At 26.2% G+C, this 20437-nt stretch carries 20 protein-coding genes and 4 tRNA genes; 13 read left to right on the plus strand and 11 right to left on the minus strand.

Features of this window, described 5'->3' with window-relative positions; all coding sequences use genetic code 11:
- Position 1: 1 nt before the first annotated feature.
- From trpD to NY022_RS05170, 7 genes are all read right to left on the minus strand, one after another.
- Positions 2-1021: an anthranilate phosphoribosyltransferase gene (gene trpD, locus NY022_RS05140; protein WP_267524120.1), complete on the minus strand. Its 1020-nt coding sequence runs from the start codon at positions 1019-1021 to the stop codon at positions 2-4.
- An 88-nt stretch (positions 1022-1109) separates the two neighbouring features.
- Complete coding sequence (locus NY022_RS05145; RefSeq protein WP_267524122.1) at positions 1110-1829, minus strand: phosphate ABC transporter ATP-binding protein; 720 nt, start codon at positions 1827-1829, stop codon at positions 1110-1112.
- Complete coding sequence (locus NY022_RS05150; RefSeq protein ID WP_267524123.1) at positions 1816-2637, minus strand: PstA family ABC transporter permease; 822 nt, start codon at positions 2635-2637, stop codon at positions 1816-1818. Before NY022_RS05150 ends, NY022_RS05145 begins: the two co-directional genes overlap by 14 nt.
- Entirely contained in the window at positions 2634-3479 is an 846-nt protein-coding gene (gene pstC / locus NY022_RS05155) for a phosphate ABC transporter permease subunit PstC (protein ID WP_267524124.1), read from the minus strand. The genes NY022_RS05150 and pstC overlap by 4 nt, the downstream gene beginning before the upstream one ends.
- A 9-nt stretch (positions 3480-3488) precedes the next feature.
- Positions 3489-4352 (minus strand): phosphate ABC transporter substrate-binding protein, encoded by an 864-nt coding sequence (locus NY022_RS05160; RefSeq protein WP_267524126.1) that lies wholly within the window; start codon positions 4350-4352, stop codon positions 3489-3491.
- 100 nt (positions 4353-4452) lie between these two features.
- Positions 4453-5916: an anthranilate synthase component I family protein gene (locus NY022_RS05165; protein ID WP_267524129.1), complete on the minus strand. Its 1464-nt coding sequence runs from the start codon at positions 5914-5916 to the stop codon at positions 4453-4455.
- A 143-nt stretch (positions 5917-6059) separates the two neighbouring features.
- Positions 6060-6383 (minus strand): winged helix-turn-helix transcriptional regulator, encoded by a 324-nt coding sequence (locus NY022_RS05170; RefSeq protein WP_267524131.1) that lies wholly within the window; start codon positions 6381-6383, stop codon positions 6060-6062.
- Positions 6384-6480: 97 nt separating this feature from the next.
- On the opposite strand from NY022_RS05170, the gene NY022_RS05175 reads away from it, so the two are divergent.
- The 12 genes from NY022_RS05175 to NY022_RS05230 all read left to right on the plus strand — a co-directional run bounded on the left by NY022_RS05175 (position 6481) and on the right by NY022_RS05230 (position 17960).
- Entirely contained in the window at positions 6481-7068 is a 588-nt protein-coding gene (locus NY022_RS05175) for an NAD(P)H-dependent oxidoreductase (RefSeq protein ID WP_214118156.1), read from the plus strand.
- Between the two features lie 65 nt (positions 7069-7133).
- A complete protein-coding gene (locus tag NY022_RS05180) occupies positions 7134-7505 on the plus strand; it encodes a DUF305 domain-containing protein (protein ID WP_267524133.1) in 372 nt (123 codons plus the stop codon).
- 136 nt (positions 7506-7641) lie between these two features.
- Positions 7642-9129 carry a flavocytochrome c gene (locus tag NY022_RS05185; protein WP_267524135.1) on the plus strand — a complete coding sequence of 496 codons (1488 nt, stop codon included), beginning with the start codon at positions 7642-7644 and terminating at the stop codon, positions 9127-9129.
- Positions 9130-9474, plus strand: coding sequence for a cytochrome c3 family protein (locus NY022_RS05190; RefSeq protein WP_267524137.1), 345 nt, complete (start codon positions 9130-9132; stop codon positions 9472-9474).
- Positions 9471-9986: a cytochrome c3 family protein gene (locus NY022_RS05195; RefSeq protein ID WP_214115838.1), complete on the plus strand. Its 516-nt coding sequence runs from the start codon at positions 9471-9473 to the stop codon at positions 9984-9986. The genes NY022_RS05190 and NY022_RS05195 overlap by 4 nt, the downstream gene beginning before the upstream one ends.
- The gene (locus NY022_RS05200; protein WP_214120636.1) at positions 9983-10642 is read left to right on the plus strand and encodes a response regulator transcription factor; all 660 of its coding nucleotides are present in this window, start codon (positions 9983-9985) and stop codon (positions 10640-10642) included. The genes NY022_RS05195 and NY022_RS05200 overlap by 4 nt, the downstream gene beginning before the upstream one ends.
- On the plus strand, positions 10605-12236 hold the full coding sequence (locus tag NY022_RS05205; RefSeq protein ID WP_267524141.1) for a sensor histidine kinase: 1632 nt from the start codon (positions 10605-10607) through the stop codon (positions 12234-12236). Before NY022_RS05200 ends, NY022_RS05205 begins: the two co-directional genes overlap by 38 nt.
- Positions 12229-13473: an FAD-binding protein gene (locus tag NY022_RS05210; protein ID WP_267524143.1), complete on the plus strand. Its 1245-nt coding sequence runs from the start codon at positions 12229-12231 to the stop codon at positions 13471-13473. The genes NY022_RS05205 and NY022_RS05210 overlap by 8 nt, the downstream gene beginning before the upstream one ends.
- A 249-nt stretch (positions 13474-13722) precedes the next feature.
- Positions 13723-15171: an NCS1 family nucleobase:cation symporter-1 gene (locus NY022_RS05215; protein WP_267524145.1), complete on the plus strand. Its 1449-nt coding sequence runs from the start codon at positions 13723-13725 to the stop codon at positions 15169-15171.
- A 90-nt stretch (positions 15172-15261) separates the two neighbouring features.
- On the plus strand, positions 15262-16302 hold the full coding sequence (locus NY022_RS05220) for an ABC transporter substrate-binding protein (protein ID WP_267524147.1): 1041 nt from the start codon (positions 15262-15264) through the stop codon (positions 16300-16302).
- On the plus strand, positions 16280-17239 hold the full coding sequence (locus NY022_RS05225; RefSeq protein ID WP_267524148.1) for a FecCD family ABC transporter permease: 960 nt from the start codon (positions 16280-16282) through the stop codon (positions 17237-17239). The genes NY022_RS05220 and NY022_RS05225 overlap by 23 nt, the downstream gene beginning before the upstream one ends.
- Entirely contained in the window at positions 17226-17960 is a 735-nt protein-coding gene (locus NY022_RS05230) for an ABC transporter ATP-binding protein (protein WP_267524150.1), read from the plus strand. The genes NY022_RS05225 and NY022_RS05230 overlap by 14 nt, the downstream gene beginning before the upstream one ends.
- A gap of 424 nt (positions 17961-18384) precedes the next feature.
- On the opposite strand, the gene NY022_RS05235 is transcribed toward NY022_RS05230, so the two are convergent.
- From NY022_RS05235 to NY022_RS05245, 3 genes are all read right to left on the minus strand, one after another.
- A tRNA-Arg gene (locus NY022_RS05235) sits at positions 18385-18460 on the minus strand.
- A gap of 29 nt (positions 18461-18489) precedes the next feature.
- A tRNA-His gene (locus NY022_RS05240) sits at positions 18490-18566 on the minus strand.
- A 24-nt stretch (positions 18567-18590) separates the two neighbouring features.
- Positions 18591-18668 (minus strand) — tRNA-Pro (locus NY022_RS05245).
- A 97-nt stretch (positions 18669-18765) separates the two neighbouring features.
- Between NY022_RS05245 and NY022_RS05250 the strand changes: the two genes are divergently transcribed.
- Positions 18766-18840, plus strand: a tRNA-Val gene (locus NY022_RS05250).
- A 254-nt stretch (positions 18841-19094) separates the two neighbouring features.
- Here NY022_RS05250 and NY022_RS05255 read toward each other — a convergent pair.
- A complete protein-coding gene (locus tag NY022_RS05255; protein WP_267524153.1) occupies positions 19095-20405 on the minus strand; it encodes a Na+/H+ antiporter NhaC family protein in 1311 nt (436 codons plus the stop codon).
- Between the last annotated feature and the right edge of the window lie 32 nt (positions 20406-20437).

Genomic DNA, 20437 nt, shown 5'->3' on the forward strand with positions numbered 1-20437 from the left:
TTTACTCATTGCTTATTTTTATTAAATCCTCTAAAGTTTTTAAGGCTTTTTTAGATTTTATAAGTTCATTTGCTAAATTTATACCGTCTTTTAAAGTATCGACTTTGCCACCTACATAAAGTGCTGCACCGGCGTTAAGTAAAACTACATTTTTTCTATGTCCTTCTTCGCCACTAAGAATACTTCTAGTAATTTGTGCGTTTTCTTTAGCGTCGCCACCTAAAATATCACTTTTAAGACATCTTTTTAAGCCAAAATCTTCAGGCTTAATGGTGTAGCTTTTATACCAGCCGTCTTTAAACTCACATATAGCAGTTTCACTACTTAATGAAATCTCATCAAGCTTATCTTTGCCATACACAACCATACCACGCTTAACCCCAAGGCTCATTAAAACATTTGCAAGTGGGATTAATAAATGCTCATCATATACGCCTAAAACTTGCATAGATGGGCTTGCTGGATTTGTTAAAGGTCCAAGGATATTAAAAACCGTTCTAAATCCAAGCTCACGCCTTAAGGTTCCTACATATTTCATAGATGAGTGATAATTTTGTGCGAAAATAAAACAAAGTCCAACTTTATTTAATAATTCTACACATTTTTGTGGGCTTTGGTTGATATTTACTCCAAGTGCTTCAAAACAATCTGCTGTGCCACTTTTTGATGAGGCTGCACGGTTGCCATGTTTTGCTACTTTTACGCCACCACTAGCTACTACGATAGCTGATGTAGTAGAGATATTAAAACTATTTGAGCCATCTCCACCAGTTCCAACTAAATCAAGCACTTCTAAATTTACACAATCTACTTTTTGTGAATGTGCTCTCATAGCTGCTGCACAACCTGCTATTTCAGGTATGGTTTCGGCTTTTGTGCTTTTAGTTGATAGGGCTGCTAAAAAGGCTGCATTTTGAGTTTGGGTAGTATTACCACTCATAATTTCATTTATCACATTATACGCTTCATCATAAGTTAAATCTTCTTTGCTTACTATTTTTACAATGGCTTCTTTTATCATTATCCCTCCTTTAATAAAATTTCATTATATCACAAAATACGCCAAACATACGAAATTTGCTTAGTTTTACTATGATTCAAATATAAAACTAAATATTTTTTAAATATTCTTTTAGTTTTTCACTTTTAGGATTGTTAAAAAGTTCATTTTTATCGCCATATTCTATAATTTTTCCATCCTGCATAAAAACAATTTTATTGGCTATTCGCTTTGCTTGAGAAAGGTTGTGTGTAATTATTATAATTGTGTGATTTTTTACTAAATTTAAAAGTGTTTTTTCAATTATTTTTGTATTGTTAATATCAAGGTTTGAACAAGGTTCATCAAGTAATAATACTTTAGGATTTATGCTAAGTGTTCTTGCAATACATAATCTTTGCTTTTGACCACCACTTAAAATCAATGCACTTTTATTTAATTCATCTTTTATCTCATCATAAAGATTACATTCTTTTAAAAGATTTATCGCTAGATTATTTAAAACTTTTTTATCTTTTATTCCATGATAAATTGGAGCATATGTAAGATTTTGTAAAATTGACATAGGAAAAGGAGTTGCATTTTGAAGTAGCATTCCTACATTTTTTCTTAAAATATCTTTTTTTATAGTTTTGATATTTTGATTTTCAAAAAATATTTCTCCATTGTAATTTTCATTTATTAAGCTTATTGTATTTAAAAGTGTAGTTTTACCACTACCTGATTGACCTATAATTGCAGTAATTTTATTTTTTTCAAAATCAATATTAATGTTTTTTAAAATTTCTTTTTTATTTAAATTAACATATAAATTTTTAATTTCTATCATTTTTTGCCCCTAAAAAATAACTAAAACATAAAATAATTAGAACAATAACTAATAAAACTAAAGCAGTAGCATAAGCATTATCTATACAAAAACCTTGCGATGAAAGTATATAAATATGATTTGCAAGACTCATTGATGGCTTAAAAATATTAAAATTAACCCTAGAATTAATAACAGCCATACAAAACATAACAGCAGCAGTTGAACTAATAGCATAAGAAAAAGCTAAACTAAGCGTTAAAATTATATTTTTTATATTCTGTGGCAAAATAATCTTAAAAATAGTATAAATTTTGCTGACACCAAGTAAATAAGATGATAGAATAATCTCTTTAGATATATCATTAAAAGCTTTTTCAAATTTAAATAAAATCATAGGAAAAATCATTATTGCAAGTGTTAAGCCACCTGATAAAATAGATTTTGAAAAACCAAAATAAACACTAAAAATAGCATATCCAAACATTCCAATTACAATTGATGGCATACTCCCAATACACCTTATAAAAAAATGAATTACTGTTTTATATTTAATATTTTTTTCATAAAAAACTAAATATAAAGCACAACAAATTCCAAAAAATCCAGCTATTAATATAGCAATAAGCGATGATAAAATACTACCAATGATAGCAGGAGCTATACCACCACTACTTCCAAAAACATCACCTTGTGGAATTTGTGTTAAAAATTCAAAACTTACAAAGGCATAACCTTTATAAAATATATAAACAATCATAAAAAAAGCCACGCTTAAAATCAAGAAAGCACTAAAATAAACCCACAATAAAATTAAAAATTTATTCATATAAATTTCTTTTTTAAAAAATCAATCAAAATATTTATGCAAATTATCATAAAAACTAAAAAAAGCCCCATAGCAAATAAAGCTTGATAATGAGTGCTATTTACTTCTACCATACCCATTTCTAATGCTATTGTTGATGAGATGGTGCTTGATTTTCCAAATAAATTTGGAAAAATATGAGCATTGCCTATAACCATCATAACAGCCATTGTTTCTCCAATAGCTCTTCCTAAAGATAAAATTATGCCAACAAAAATACCTTTTAATGAATTTCGTATAATTATGCGTTGTATAAAATAAAATTTATCCACGCCTAAGGCATTTGATGATTTTTCGTATTTATTTTTTAAAATTTCTATAGTTTGAGTATTTACATTGATAATAAATGGTAAAACCATAATACTTAAAATAATCCCACCAGCTAAAACACTCTCTCCAGAACTTTTACCTAAAACTTCAAAACCTTTTACTAAAATACTAAGACCTAAAAATCCATAAACAACGGATGGGATAGATGCTAAAAATAAAACTAAAAAATTTAAAAAATCTTTAATCTTTTTAGGCACAAAAAAACATAAAAATATACTAAAACCAAAACCTATAGGTAAAGCTATAAATACGCCTAAAAAAGCTATATATAAAGTCCCGATAATGATATTAAAAGCACCAAATTTATTATAATTTGGTCGCCATTTATCACCTAAAATAAAATCAAAAAAAGAATAATCTTTAAAAAATAAAAAAGATTCTTTTGCCATAAACAAAATTATCAAAAAAACTATGGCAAAAGAAATAAAAGTAGCAAATTTTAAAAATCTCTTAAAATATATATCCTTATACAAAACAAATCTTTATTTTACAGGTATATATCCATTATCAGATATAGACTTTTTACCTTTTTTTGAATATATATAGTCAATAAAAGCTTTTTCTTGCTCCGATAAATCTCCATCTTTTATTACAAGTAAAGGGCGTTTTATAAAATAAGAATTATTTAAAATATTTTCAACACTAGGCTCTATTCCATCAACATTTAAAGCCTCTAATTTATCCTTATTTTGATTATAAACTCCAAATGAAGCATAACCTATAGCATATTTATTTTCAGTAATTTTTTTAACTAAAGCACCCATTGATGGAGCTATTATCACATCTTCTTTAACTTCTAAATCTTTCATAACACTTTTTTGAAAAACTTCATGTGCTCCACCACCTAAATCTCTTACCACAACTACTATTTCTTTATTGTCTAATCTTTTATCAATATCACTCCAGTATTTATACTCACCTGAAAATATTTTTTGTAAAGTTTGTGTTGATATGTCCTTATAGTAATTTAAATAAGGATTATCTTTATTTAAAGATATCGTCAAAGCATCTTGAGCTAGGATAAATTCTTGGTATTTTGACATCTTAGCCTTTTCACTATCCTTTACTTCTCTTGCTACCATACCAAAATCACTCACTTTATCAACAACACTTTTTATCCCCGTCCCAGAGCCACCTGAAGATACATAAATATTTATTTTTGTATTTGTAAAATTAGAATTTACCTTATCCCAAGTTTGATACTCACTTATAAAATCACTTGAAATTTTAGATATAACTGGAGCTAGTGATGATGAACCATTAAAAGTAATATCTGATTTAAAATCACTAGCAACTAAAGACCCGCAAGCTAAAAAAGATAATAAAATTAATTTAATTTTTTTCATAAAAACTCCTAAAAAAAAGATAATAAAATTAATTTAATTTTTTTCATAAAAACTCCTAAAAATTAATTATAAATTATTAATAATATTAAATAAAATTTCATTAACTATTTAAACTATTTGCTAAATTTATCGCAGTTACTACAGCCTTTGCCTTATTTATACATTCGTTAAATTCATTTTTTGGAATTGATTTATCAATTACTCCGGCACCACTTCTTACAAAAACTTTACCATTTTTCTTATAAGCTAATCTTATAGCTATACAAGTATCCATATTTTGTGTAAAACTAATATATCCAATAGCACCACCATAAACTCCGCGTTTTGTTTTTTCAAGCTCGTTAATAATCTCACAAGCTCTAATTTTTGGAGCACCAATTAATGTTCCAGCAGGCAAAATAGCAAGTAAAGCATCTAATGCATCATATTTTTCATCAATTTCACCATAAACACAAGAACTTATATGCATTACATGCGAATATTTAACAATTTCTCTTATATTTTTTACTTTTACTGTATCTTTTTTACAAACTTTATTTAAATCTTCAATTCCTAAGTCTATTAACATATTATGTTCATCTAATTCTTTTTCATCGTGAAGTAACTCGTATTCAAGCCTTTCATCTTCATTTTTATTCTCACCCCTTTTTCTAGTACCTGCCAGTGGGAATGTATGTAGGGTTTTGTTTTCAAATTTAAGTAAAGTTTCAGGAGATGCACCAGCTAATTCAACATCAGTACCACTAAAATAAAACATATAAGGTGAAGGATTAATACTTCTTAACATTCTATAAGTATTTAACAAACTTCCTTTAAATTTAGCCTGTAATAAATTTGATAAAACTATCTGTTTTATATCACCTTTTTTTATATAATCTTTTGCCTTATTCACCATATCTACAAATTGATTTTCATCAAAATATGGGCTAAATTCACTAAGCAATTCGCCATTTTCTATATCCTGATTTTTATCGCTTTTGATGATATTTGCTATATTTTTTAACTCTTTTTTAGCATTTTCGTAATTACTTTTTATATCATCTAATTTTATATTTGCAATTAAAATAATCTTTTGATATAAATTATCATATACAATTACCTTATCAAATAACATAATATCAATATCTTTAAATTCATCATTATCTTCTAAAGTGCTAAAATCTACATCAATCTCATTATACTTTATATAATCATACGCAAAATATCCAACAAAACCACCTGTAAAACTAGGTAAATAATCAAAAACTGGACTTTTATTTTTAGATAAAATTTCTCTAATTACTTTATTTGGATTATTTTCACTAATTTTTTCGCCATTAACTTTAATAATACCATCAACACAATTTAATTCAAGTTTTGGCTCATACCCTAAAAATGTATATCTTCCCCATTTTTCATTATTTGTAACTGATTCAAGTATATAACAATGCTTTGAAATATTTTTAAGCTTTCTTAGTGTATTAATAGGCGTAGAAAAATCAGACAATATCTCGCAACTAATCGGTGCTATATCATAATCTTTAGATAAACTTTTTAAAGTTTCAACATTAGGTAAAAATTTCATAAATCCCTCCATTATTGTAAATAAATCCTTACAGAAAACAGCCACAAATAAAAATGTGACTTTATTTATTTTATTCTTAATTTTTACTTAAAATAAACTATTTTTAAGCTAAAAATATAAAAACGTAAAAAATTTATACAATTTTAAATTTCTCTATTATCGCTTCCCCATTTACACATCATATTAAGAATTGGTATTAATGATTTTCCTTTATTGCTTAGACTATATTCAACCTTAGGTGGGATTTGCGGATATTCGGTGCGTATTATTAAATCATCTTGCTCTAATTCTTTTAATGCCTTTGTTAAACTCTTAAAAGAAATTCCAACAAGCATTCTTTTAAGTTCATTGTATCTTATAATCTCATTGATTGATAAAAGATACAAAATACTCATTTTATATTTTCCTGAAATTAGGTTTAGCGTATAATAAATTCCACATTTATTATAATCATTTTTTCTTTTCATTACTCTCCTTTTGGTTAGTATCTAACAATTTTGTTCGTATTGACTTAAAATAAAGTAAAAATTATAATCTAATTTTATTTTTAAACAAGGAGAAATTATGAAAAATGTTTTATTAGTTAATGGTGCTAAAGCTTTTGCTAATGCAGGTGCAAGACTGAATGCAAGTTTGCAACAAGTTGCGTATGATACTTTAGTAGAAAATGGTTTTAATGTAGAACAAACCATAATTGATGATGGATATGATGTATTAGAAGAAGTAGAAAAATATGTAAGAGCTGATATTATAATTTATCAAATTCCAGGATTTTGGATGAATGCACCTTGGATAGTATGGGAATATTTTTCAAAAGTTTTTGGAGCTGCTTTTGGTAAATTATGTGCTAGTGATGGAAGAAGTAGAAGTGATGCTAGTAAAAAATACGGCTCTGGTGGGCTTAGTCAAAATAAAAAATATATGCTATCTTGGACTTGGAATGCACCTGAAGAAGCATTTACTGATAAAGAGCAATTTTTTGGTGGTGTCGGTATTGATGGAGTTAGCTTAAATCTTCATAAAACTCACGAGTTTTTAGGTATGAGTGCACTTAAAACTTTTGCTTGTTATGATGTAGTAAAAGACCCGCAAGCAGAAAAATATTTTAAAGATTATAAAGAACATATCTTAAATGAAATAGTAAAAAAATAAAAAGCTATCACTTTTTTGATACTTTTTATTATTATAATTAACAAAATTTAAAATTAGGAGTATATATGAAAGTATTAATTTCAACCTTAGTAGCTAGTTTTCTAGCATTAAATTTAAATGCAAAAACTCTAAATGATGAAGATTTTTTATCTATGCAAAATGAACTTAATGAAAGCATGAATAAAATGCACACAAAAATGAATGCTGGTCTAGTAGAAAAAGACCCTGATTTGTCATTTGTTGTAGGTATGTTACCACATCATGAAGGTGCTGTTGATATGGCAAAAATTGTCTTAAAATATGGTGAAGACGAAAATATCAAAAAACTAGCAGAAGATATTATAAAAGCCCAAGAAGCCGAAATTAAATTTATGCAAGAATATTTAAATAAAAAAGGTTATAAATATCCTGAAGAAAACAAACATAGCCACCATTAAAAAATAAAATTCCTGTTTTAAATTATTCTAAACTATGAAATTTAAAATAGGAATTTCATAAAATCTTTTTTAAATTCTGCCACTTTTTTGCCCAATTATTTTTTTAGAATTGTTTAATTTTAAAAAAGGGGATTTTATGCTAAATAGAAGAAATTTTATTAAAACTATTGTGGGAACTAGCGTTGCAGTTCCTGGTATTTTAAACGCTAATGATAATTTAGGAAAAGACATAAAATTTGATGAAATAGCTGATGTTATTATAATCGGAAGTGGTGTGAGTGCTCATATTTGTGCTGCTTATTTAGTAAAGAATAAAATTGATGTTTTAATGATTGAAAAGATGGATAGAATTGGTGGTAATTCTGCTTTATCTCAACAAGATTTTGCTGTTCTTAATTCAGATTTACAAATTAAAGCTGGCATAAAAGATAGCGAAGAATTATTTTTAAATGATTTAAATAAAGCTGGAGCTGGATATAATCATTTAGAACATTCTTTAAGAATTATAAGAAATTCAAATGAAGCATATGAATTTGCTAAAAGTTGTGGGGTTAAATATGCTGATAAGCTTAAGTTTTTAGGTGGTCATAGTGTTGCTAGAAGTGTTGAGACTATTGGCGGTGGCGGTGCTTGTATTAGCACTTTAAATGAATTTTTTATAAAACATAATGGAAAGATTAAAAACGAAACTAAATGCGATGAAATCATTCAAGATGAAAGTGGCAAAATAATTGGCGTAAGCGTTAGAGAAAATTATAGATTTAATAGAAATCTAGCAAATGATGATAGAGAGAATTTAAGTGGAGATAAAAAGCACTATAAAGCAAGGCTTGCGGTAGTTTTTGCAACAGGTGGATTTAGCCGTGATATTGAGTTTAGAAGTATAGTAAATCCTAGGTTAAGGTTGGCAAAAAGCCCCTCAAGTTTAGGTCAGACTGCTGGTGCATTAAAACAAATGCTAAAGGTAGGAGCAATCCCAACTCAATTAGCACTTAGTAGATTTTCTTTTGGAATTCCTACAGAAGATTTAATTTATGGGATTATGGTTGATTGCAATGCTAAAAGATTTTTAAATGAAGATGGGGATAGACAAGGTTTATCAAATAAAATCTTAGCTCATATGGAAAAGATTAACACAACAATTTATCCAATAATTATTTTTGATAGCACAGGATTTGCTAATTCGCACGACCCTAATAGAATGCAAAGTTTTATTACTGCAGGGAAAATGAAGAAATTTGATAGCCTAAGTGATTTAGCTAATAATTTTAAGCTTAATGAAAATGATTTATCAAAGACAATGCAAGATTATGAAACAGGCATTTCAAATAATAAAGATGAGTTCAAAAAAGATTTAAGTAAGATTAAAAATTCTAGTATGAGCAAAGCACCTTTTTATGCAATGACAGCTGCACCAGGTCTTAGTTATACTCCAGGTGGTGTTTATGCTGATATAAATATGAGAGTTTTAAATATTAGTAACTATGAGCCAATTAAAGGGCTTTATGCGATTGGTGAGGCAACTGGTGGTGTTCATGGACAATCAAGGCTTACTAGTTGTTCTATTCCTGATTGTATGACTTCAGGAATTGCTTGTGCGAAAGATATTTTAAAAGGAGTATAAATGCAAAAATTATTAATGATTTTGATATTAAGTATTTTTGCATTAGGCAATGAATTTGTAATCAAGCCACACCATATTGAAGTGAAATTAAAATGCACAGATTGTCATAAAGAAGCAAATGAAAAAGATTATAAAGCACTTGATTCTAATTCATGTCTAAGTTGTCATGGAAGTAAAGAGAAATTAGCAAAAAGGCTTGATTTTTTAAAAGGTAAAAACCCGCATAATAGTATTCATGATAATGCGAATTTAAATTGTTACACCTGTCATAATGAGCATAAGCCATCATTTAATATGTGTAATACTTGCCATAATACTAAAACTTGGATGAGGGAGATAAAATGAAAAAAACTATTATTTTTGTTTCATCTATTGTGGTTTTAACTTTAATTTTTGTATTTTTATCTCATAAAGCTATACAAATGACTGGAGATGATAAATTTTGTGCAAGTTGTCATGTAATGCAACCGATGAAGGAAGCTTATATTAAAGATGTTCATAGTGGTAATAATAATCTAGGTATAAAGGCAAATTGTGTAGATTGTCATTTGCCACATGATAATATAGTAAATTATCTAAGCACAAAAGCTTATAATGGCATTAAAGAATTTAGTATCACTGCTATTGGAGCTGATGAAAAGATAGATTGGTATGAAAAACTCAATCATAAAAAAGATTATGTTTATGATAGTGGATGCTTAAAATGTCATCAAGATATTACTAAAATTAATTCTAAAAATGAAATGCAAAATACAATGCATAAAAGATATTTAGATTACGCAAATGAATTAAAATGTGTAAGTTGTCATACCCATGTAGGTCATGATGGTTTAAGGGGTAAATTAGATAAAAAATGAAAAAATACACAATTTTATATGCAGAAGATGATTTAAATCTAGCAAGTCAAGTTATTGATTTGCTAGAACTACTTGATTTTAATGTGCTTTATGCTAAAGATGGCTTAAGTGCTTTAGATATATATTTGGCTAAAAAGCCTGATATATTATTACTTGATATTTCTATGCCAAAACTTGATGGTTTAAATTTATTAGAAAATATAAGAAATTCTGATAATAAAATTCCTGCTATTATGATTACAGCTTTAAGCGATAAACAAACTTTATTAAGTGCAGTTGAGCTTAATATTTGCAAGTATTTAATAAAACCTTTTGATAGGATTAAACTTGAAGATGCTTTAAAAAAGGCTATAAAAAGTATTAATAATAAAATTAAATTAAGCAATAATATATATTTAGATATTGATTTAAATGAGTTATTAGTAAATGATGAGATTATTAAGCTTAGCAAAAAAGAATTTTTATTGCTTGAAATTTTGTTAAAAAGTAGTCCTAACATTGTAGATATTTATAAGATTTGCGATTATGTATATAATGATTATGATGTAAGTTCTGATGCTATTAAATCACTCATTAAAAATCTTAGAAAGAAATTAGGCGATAAAGGTATAATTCATAATGCAAATTCTCGTGGATACTATATCAAAATTACTTAATATAAGCATTCGCAAAAAAGCTTTTATATTTGTTTTAACTTTGATTATTTTTTTATGTTTTATTTTGAATTTTTTATATATTTCTTGGCATAAAAATTATTTATTTCAAAACAAAAATAGTTTTAATGATAGGTTTATTTATTTTTATAATGATTTTTTAAATAATTTATTAAACAATACGCTTAGTATTAGTTATGAATTTAGTTCTAATTTAGATTATTTAAAAAATGATGAAAAGCTAAACAAATTAAATAAATTATTTTTAAATCTAAGCTCAAATGAGGCATATTTAAAGGATATTAAATTATTTATTTTAAAAGAAAATATTTGCATAGAAAAAGATAAAATAAAATTAAATTGCCAATATGATTTTAATAATCAAACAGATATTTTACTTAGATTAAATACCGAACCAGTTTATTTAATTAATTTAAAAATAAATGAAAATTATGCGATTACTTACACAATAAGTGCAAAAAAATTATTAGATAATTTAAAAATTCAAGATGATTTTTTAGCTGCTTTAAAGTATGAAAACGAGTATTTTTATAATGAATTTGATTGGCAAAATAAAACTAAACTTTTAAAAAATGATGAAGATATAATTAAGTTAGATGATAAATATTATTTAAGTAATGAAATTATTTTAAATGATAGATTTTTAATATTGATTAAAAAAGATATTACAAAAGATTATAAAACTCATTTACATATAATAAAAAAGGCTTTTATAATTAGTGTGATTTTGGTATTTTTTGCTTTTATTGGGGTATATTTTGTTTTAGGATTTTTAATTAATAAATTATTAAAAACTGAAGAAAAACTAAGAAAATTAAATGCAAATTTACAAGAAGAAGTAAAAAATCAAGTTGAAATCATTAAGGCTAAATTAGATGAAAATACACAAAAGGAACAATTGCTAAACCATCAATCAAAATTAGCTGCATTAGGTGAAATGATAGCTTGTATAGCTCATGAATATAGACAGCCATTAGCAACTTTAGGTGCAATTTCTAGTTATCTTGAGATTAGTTTAGAAAAACAAAAAATTGATGATAAGTTTCATCAAAAATTAAAAGAGATAAATCCTATTTTAAATTATATGTCAAAAACTATTGATGAATTTTATGATTTTTATAAGACAAAGCAAGAAAAAAGCTCTTTTTATGTTTATGAAGCTATTTTAAATTCTTTAACGATTTGTAATGCAAGCCTTACAAGGAATGCAATTAATACTACTTTAAGACTTGATAAGAATTTAAAAATAAATTCATATAAAAATAGTTTAGCTCATGCAATAATTAATCTCATTACAAATGCAAAAGATGCTTTAGTTAATATAAAAAATCCTTATATTATAATTAATCTTTATGCTTATAAAAATAATATTTATATTAGTATAAAAGATAATGGAATAGGGGTTAAAAAGGATTTAGAAGAAGAAATTTTTAAACCTTATTTTAGCACAAAAAATGGTTCAGGGCTTGGGCTTTTTATGATAAAAAATATTTTAAATAGCGAGTTAAATGCTGATGTATTTTTAAAAACTAGAAAAATTGGAGCTAATTTTTATATTAGGATTGCTTATGAATGAGTTGTTTTGTTTAATTGTAGGTAGTGGTATTAGTGGTTTAACATTGGCGAATTTATTGGTTAAACAAGATATTTTATTAATTGAGCAAGATGATGAATTAGGCGGAGCTAAGAGTTATTTAAATTTTGCTGCTAGTAATTCATCTTTTCAACAACTAGCAAATATAAAAGATGATAAATTTTATGATGATTTGATTTCTTATTCAACTAATTATGCTGATTTTACTTTATTAAAAGAGCTTAGTGAAAAATCAGCACAAGCTACTCAACTTTTAAAAAGTTTTGGGGTTGAATTTGAATTAGCTATATTAAATAGCTTAAATCATTCAGTTCCTAGAGAATTACACCCTTTAAAAAATGCTAAAGAAAGTGTGATAAATCCATTAATCAACAGATTGCTTAGTAAAAATGTAAATATATTAACTAAGGCTAAATTAATTGATTTTGATAATGGTATTGCAAGTATTTTACATAAAGATGAAATCATAAAAATTAAGGTTAAAAATATAGCTTTTTGCACTGGTGGATTTGCAAACGATAAAGAATTTATAAAAATTCATTATCCACTAGCTTATTATGCTAAAACTATGTCTAAGAACAATTCAAATTCTTTAAAGATTTTATTAAAAAATGGAGCAATCCCAACCCAATTAAGTCTAATGAGATTTGCTTTTGTTTTGCCTATGGATATTTTTAAATATGGAATTTTAATTAATTCTGATTTTAAAAGATTTGTTAGAGAAGATAGCTCAAGGCAAGATTTAGCAATAGCGATTTTAAATGAAATTAAAAATAATAAATTAGTTAAATTACTCCTAGATAATCACGGAATAAATTATATAAATGATACAAGTATATTTTACAAATACTATTCTTTAGAAGAAATTGATAAAAGATTAATTAATTGTGTTGATGAATACAATAGCTATTTTAGTAATAGGATTGATAAATTTGGTAAAAATCTTAATAATATTTCTATTAAAGCAATTAATAAGCCTATGTTTTATTTGGCTAATGTAGATGTTTATTTAAACTATACTTTAGGTGGGGTTAAATCAGATATATTTGCAAGAGTAGTTGATATAGATACTAATACAGCTAAGAATAATATGTTTGCTATAGGAGAAGTTAGTTCTATGTTTGGAGAAGCAAGGCTTAGTGGAGCTGCTAGCATAGCTTGTGTTGTATTTGCTATGAATGCTAGTAATTTTATATTAGAAAATAAATTTAATAACTAAACTCAACCTACTAAAAAATCTAAATTTCTTAAAGATTTTAAAATATTTAAATACAAGCCCTATAAATTTCTAATGACATACAATAATTTAAATAAATTATTAAATACTAATTTAAATGATTTTGTAAAATACATACTAAAATTCAACTATATTAAGCCTATTTATAACTCTGAATAAATTTACAATAAATTGATAGTAATTATAATATTATTCATAAAAGCTTATAATAAACAAAAAAAAGGAGTTGATATGAATTTTCAAAACAACATTAATGGCTTAATAGATTTAAGTGAAAAAGGCGTTAGCAAAATTAATGAATATCCTAATACATATTCTAATTCTACAAAACCCATAAAAGTAAGTGAAAGAGATTGGAGCACTTGGAGTGTAGGAAGTCTTTGGATAGGCATAATGGTATCAATTGCTGTTTATATGTTAGCAAGTGGGCTAATCGTATCTGGAATGAGTTGGTATCAAGCATTAATTACAATTGTTTTAGGACATACTTTAGTAATGATTCCAGCAGTTATTACAGGACATTTTGGAACAAAATATGGCTTAACATTTCCTATGATGTCAAAAATAGTTTTTGGTATTCGTGGTAGCCTTATACCTACTATTATTAGAGCATTTTTAGGTTGTTTTTGGTTTGGCATACAATCATGGATAGGTGGTCAAGCTGTAAATGCTATAATAGCAGCTATATTTTCAGGCTGGAATGACTTAGGCTTTAGTGGATTTTTTATTTCGTTTTTAATATTTTGGGCTATAAATTTATATATAGCTGCATCAGGCTCAACAGCTATTAAAAAATTAGAAGAATATAGCGCTCCTGCTTTAATAATTCTAAGTTTTATAGTAATTATTTGGGCTTTAAATCTTGCTGATTACAGCATAATTACTATTTTAAACCAACCTGTAGTGCAAGGTAATGGGGATAATTTTTGGCTTGTATTTTTCCCTGCACTTTCTGCTATGATTGCTTTTGATGGAACAATAGCTTTAAATATGCCTGATTATACAAGACACTGTGTAAATCAAAAATCACAATTTATAGGACAACTATTAGGTGCTCCAATAATGACTGCATTTATCGTATTTGTAGGTATTTGTGGCACTTCAGCTTCATATATGCAATTTGGTGAAGCCATTTGGGAACCTGCGATTTTAGTTTCTAAATTTGAAAATCCTTTTGTGGTTATATTTTTCTCTATTTTTATAATTTTAGCTACTATTACAACAAATGTAGCGGCTAATTTAGTCCCACCATCATTAGTATTTTCAACAATTTTTTCAAAAAAATTAGATTATAAAAAAGCTGTTATTTTAGCTGCAACTTTAGCATTGCTAACTCAACCTTGGAAAAGTTTAGAAGATCCAAATGGCTTGATTTTCAATGTTTGTGCGATTTTAGGAAGCTTACTTGGTCCTATTACTGGACTTTATATTACTTCATATTTATTTGAGCATAAAACTAAAATTGATTTAGTGGATTTATATAGACTAGAAGGTGGAATTTATGAATATTTTAAAGGTGTAAATATCCCTGCTGTAATAATTTTTGTAATATCTACCTTTATAGTTATATTAAGCAAATTTGTGCCTAGTTTAAAATTTATTTTTGATAATTCTTATGTAATAGGAGCTTTAGGAACTGGAATAATATATTATATTTACCTAAAAATATCAAGAAAATAATATTTATATAAAAAAATATATTTTAAATTTATAAATATTAATAATATAAAACTATCCTTTTATATAAAAAATTATATAAAAGGATAAATAATGAAAAAATTTTGGCTACTAATCGCATTTATTATTAGCTTAAACGCTAAGGTTTATGAATTTATTGACCAAGCAAATAATCCTGTAAGCATTGTAGTCCCTGTTAAAAAAATGGTTGTTATGCAACATCATTCATTTGATATTTTAGCCCAGTTAAAAGCACTTGATTTAGTAGTTGCAACTGAAAAAAACATAGTAAAAGATTTAGGAGAATATATAAAAACAATTGTTAAAAACATTGATAATTTACCTAAAGTTGGAGATTTAGTAACTTATAATATTGAAGAAATTGCAAAATTAAAACCTGATATTGTAATAGCTGCATCTCAAGCAAATAAAGAGCAGTTAATTCAACTAAATAATTTAGGTATAAAAACTGCTGTAATATCATTAAGAAGTGAAGGATTACAAAAAGAAGCTCAAAATCCTATTTTAAAAGATGCAAATAAAGCATATACCGATGGACTTTACGAAGCTTTAGAAATTCTTAGCACTTTAAGTGGTAAAGAAAAAGTTGCAAAAGAAATAGCTGATTTTATAAAAGAAAGTAGATCTTATGTAAAAAGTCATTTAAATGCTATTAAAGATGAAGATAGAATTAAAGTTTTTGTAGCAAATGAAGGTTATAAAACTTACGGAAATGATAAATATGTGGGCGTTCAATTGCTAAATGCAGGTGCAATAAATGTAGCAGCTAAATTAATTCAAGGCTACAAGCCATACACTTATGAAATGTTAGCTAGTCTTAATCCTGACGTTATAATAGTTCAAGATAGATATAAAAATGTTTATGATGAAATAAAGCAAAGTGCGCAATATAAAAACCTAAAAGCTTATAAAGATAATAAAATCATTCTAGCTCCATACTGGACTAAGCCTTGGGGAAATCCAAGCACTGATTCATTTGCTTTAGGAGAACTTTGGTTAGCTTATAAGTTTTATCCAAATTTAGTTAGCAAAGATTATGTTTTAAAAAGAGCTAAAGAATTTTATAAAAGATTTTATGGAATAGATTTTAATGAAAAAGATTTTGAATATTAACGTTTTAAGTTTTTTAACGCTTTTAATTTTAATATTTATATCACTTAATATTGGTAATTACAAAATTGATTATTCTAAATTAATCGATACAAGTAGCCTTGATTATTCTATTTTTGTTTTAAGAGCTATTAGAATTAGTGCTGCTATTTTAGTTGGAATTGCACTTAGCCTTAGTGGGGCTATTTTTCAAGCTTTATTTAAAAACACCCTTGCAAGTCCTTATACACTAGGGCTTTCAAGTGGTGCTGGTTTTGGTGCAAGTATAGCGATTTTATTAGGATTAAGTAGCTTTTTTATAAGTTTTATTTCTATTATTTTTGCCTTAATTAGCGTTCTTGCGAGTTTATTTTTAGCTAAAAATAATCATAATTCTTTAATTTTAGCTGGAGTTTTGGTATCTGCATTTTTTCAATCTTTAATAGCACTTTTAAAATTTTTAGCTGACCCATTTGAAAAATTACCACAAATTGTATTTTGGCTACTTGGCACTTTAAGTGGAGTAAGTTTAGAAAAAATAATTTATATTTTGCCATTTTATTTAATAAGCCTTTTTATTTTATTACTTTATAAAAATAGATTAAATGTCTTATCACTTGATGATACTCTAGCTGCTAGTTTTGGAGTTAATGCTAGATTTGATAGGATTATTCTTATAGTTTTTTGTGCGATTTTATGTGCAATAAGTGTTAGTTTAAGTGGAATTATTGCTTGGGTTGGTGTCATTTTGCCTCAGGTTGCAAGAATGCTTGTGGGAAGTAATTTTAATAGATTAATGCCTTTAAGCATTAGTTTTGGTGCTATTTATCTAATAATAATTGATAATTTTGCAAGAAGTCTAAGTGCAAGTGAAATTCCACTCGGAGTTCTTAGCTCAATCATAGCTTTACCTTTAATTTTTGTTTTATTTTATAGAAAGGATTTTTATGCTAGAAGTTAAAAATTTAAGCTATAAAATAAAAGATAAAATTATTTTAGATGATATTAGTTTTAAGCTTGATAATAAAATTAATATTTTATTAGGCTTAAACGGAGCTGGTAAAAGCACGCTTTTTAAGTGCATTATGCAACAATTAGCGTACTTAGGATTAATAGAATTTAACTCCTTAAATTTAAAAGATTTAAGTATTAAAGAAAGAGCAAGCAAAATCGCATTTATCCCACAAAATACTTCAATTTATTTTGATTTTAGCGTTAAAGAAATCATTAGTTTTTTTGCATTTGCTGAAGGAAAATATTTTCATAAAAATACTAAATCTGATGATTTAGTAGTAGAGCAAATTGCTAGTATGCTAAATATAACACACTTATTAAACAAACCTTTTAATGCAATTTCAGGTGGAGAGCAAAAAATAAGTTTAATCGCAAGTGCTTTAGCAAAAGATTGCGAAATTTTAATTTTTGATGAGCCTATGGCATTTTTAGATTTATCAAAAGAATATTTGCTTTTAGAAATATTTAAAAAGCTTGATAAATGTATATTTTTTAGCACTCATAATCCATTCAATACAATAGATTTTAATACTATAATTTTACATGATAGAAAAATATTAAAAAGTGGTAAAAATATTTTAAATGATGAATTATTACAAGAAATTTATAATTTAAATATAGGCTTAGATAAATTCAATAATCACAAAAAACATTTTATGAATTTATAATGATAAAGAATTTATTATCAATTATATATAAAATATAATACTTTCTAACAAATAAATTTAAGTCACTCTAAGTGTAAATATAGCTTTATAGTACTAAATTGATATTATATTTAAATTTTATTAAATTATTATAATATTTTTTAAAGATTAATTAAAACTAACTATCACATTTTGTAATTTAAAATATTTTATTAAAATATAAAAATAATAAATTATATTTTAACTTATTAATTAATATTTGTTCTTTTTTATTTTTACTCTCAAGTATTTTTTATACAATCGCAAATGTTCCTAGATAATTAGAAAATTTAAATATTTAATAATAATTATTAATAAATATTTATATTATAGAAATAAAACATCATATTTAAGGGACTTAAACGGATTTTATATAAATAAAGATAAAAAAGGAAAAAATAACAAGTGGTACGCTAGGTAGGAGTCGAACCCACAACCTACAGATCCGAAGTCTGTTGCTCTATCCATTGAGCTACTAACGCAACAAAACTAAAATATGATTTATTAAAAGTGGGGTGAGTGATGGGAATCGAACCCACGACCCTCAGGACCACAATCTGATGCTCTAACCGACTGAGCTACACTCACCATAAATTGAAAATATTAAAGAAGTGGTCGGGGCGAAAGGATTCGAACCTTCGGCCCCTTGGTCCCAAACCAAGTGCGCTAACCAGACTGCGCTACGCCCCGACTAACAAATAAGAAAGATTGCATTATATATTAATTTTTTAAAAAAGTCAAGAAAAAAAATAATTTATTTGTAAAAATTTGTTAGAATTATAAAATAGACCTCGTAACTCAGTGGTAGAGTGTTACCTTGACATGGTAAAAGCCGTTGGTTCAAGTCCAATCGAGGTCACCACTATACTTTTTTTATTTTAGTTTATTTATTTTTATAAAATATAATTAAAACAACATAAAATAGGCATTTTGTATAACTTTTTTATATTTATGTTTTTGATTTTATATACTTGTTTAATATTGTTATATTTTTAGTAACAATTTTGGTAAAACTTATAAAAGTTTTAATAAAATAACTTTTATAAATTTAAATATTAAAAAAATAACTACTATTTAATTAGTAGTTATTTAAAAAATTAATTTACCTAAGATAAATCAAAGATAATAAGATATTAAAGCACCACCTATTATCAAAGGTATATTGTAGAATATAAATGTAGGTATGCAAACATCTTTTATGTGATCACTTTGATTGTCAGCATTAAGCCCTACTGTAACACCTAAAGTAGCTTCACTTGCAGGAGAGCCAGTATCTCCAACCGCACCAGCACAAGCAATTATAAAAATAATACTTTCAGCACTAAATCCAAGCTCAGTACAAATTGGCACAAACAATGTTGCAATAATAGGAACTGTTCCAAATGAACTTCCGATTCCAAGAGTAATTAATAAACCTATACACATCATACCAAATGCAATTAATAATTTATTAGTAGTAATACTTAACGTAAATTCAACGATTTGCTCAATCGCACCAGTGCTTTTTAAAACAGCTCCAAAACCACAAGCAATAAGCATAATAAATGCAACATAACCCATTAAAGAAAAGCCGCCTAAAAAAACTTCATCGATTTTTTTATACTCAATTCCACCACTTACACATATAAATAAAAATCCAAGTAAAGCCGAAAGTGGTAAAGAACCTACAAAAATTTGAACAGCTAAAGTAATTAATAATCCTATACCAACGCTAATTTCTTTTTTGCCGAAAGTTATATTATCTAAATTTTGATATTTTACTTCTAATTCTTGGTATTCTCTAGGTTTTCTAAAATATATAAATGACGCTATAAGACCAAAAACCATTATAAAAAACATAAGCCAAACAACTCCAGCAACATCGCCTTGTGTAACTTTAACACCATTGCTATTTAATGACTGAGCGATAATATCTTGGAATATCAAACCAAAACCAACAGGCAAAGTCATATAAGGAGTTGTTAAACCGAATGTAACAGCACACGCAACTGCTCTTCTATCAATTTTAAGCTTATTAAATAAACTTAGCATTGGTGGTATTAAAATCGGAATAAATGCTATGTGAATAGGGATTATATTTTGAGAAAAACAAGAAATGAATGCTAAAGAAGCTAACAATAACATTCTTTTATCAGACATTTTTTTACTAATGAAATTTACTAAAAAAGCAGTTAAATTTGTTCTTGATACTGCTATAGCTAAAGCACCTACTAAAACATAACTAAGTGAGGTTTGTAAATTTCCACTCATACCATCTATGAAAGTATTCATAATATTTTTTAAAACAACTAAAAAATTATCATCAAAACTAACGCTTAAAAGTCCGGCTATTAAACCAGAAACTAAAATGGCTAAAAAGACATTAAACCTCAAAACACATAATGCAAGCATTATAATAACGCTTATTAAAACAGGATTTGTTAACATAAAACTTCCTTTAAAAAATAATAAAAACTAAA

Source organism: Campylobacter sp. MG1 (genome assembly GCF_026616895.1).
Taxonomy (GTDB): Bacteria; Campylobacterota; Campylobacteria; order Campylobacterales; family Campylobacteraceae; genus Campylobacter_E.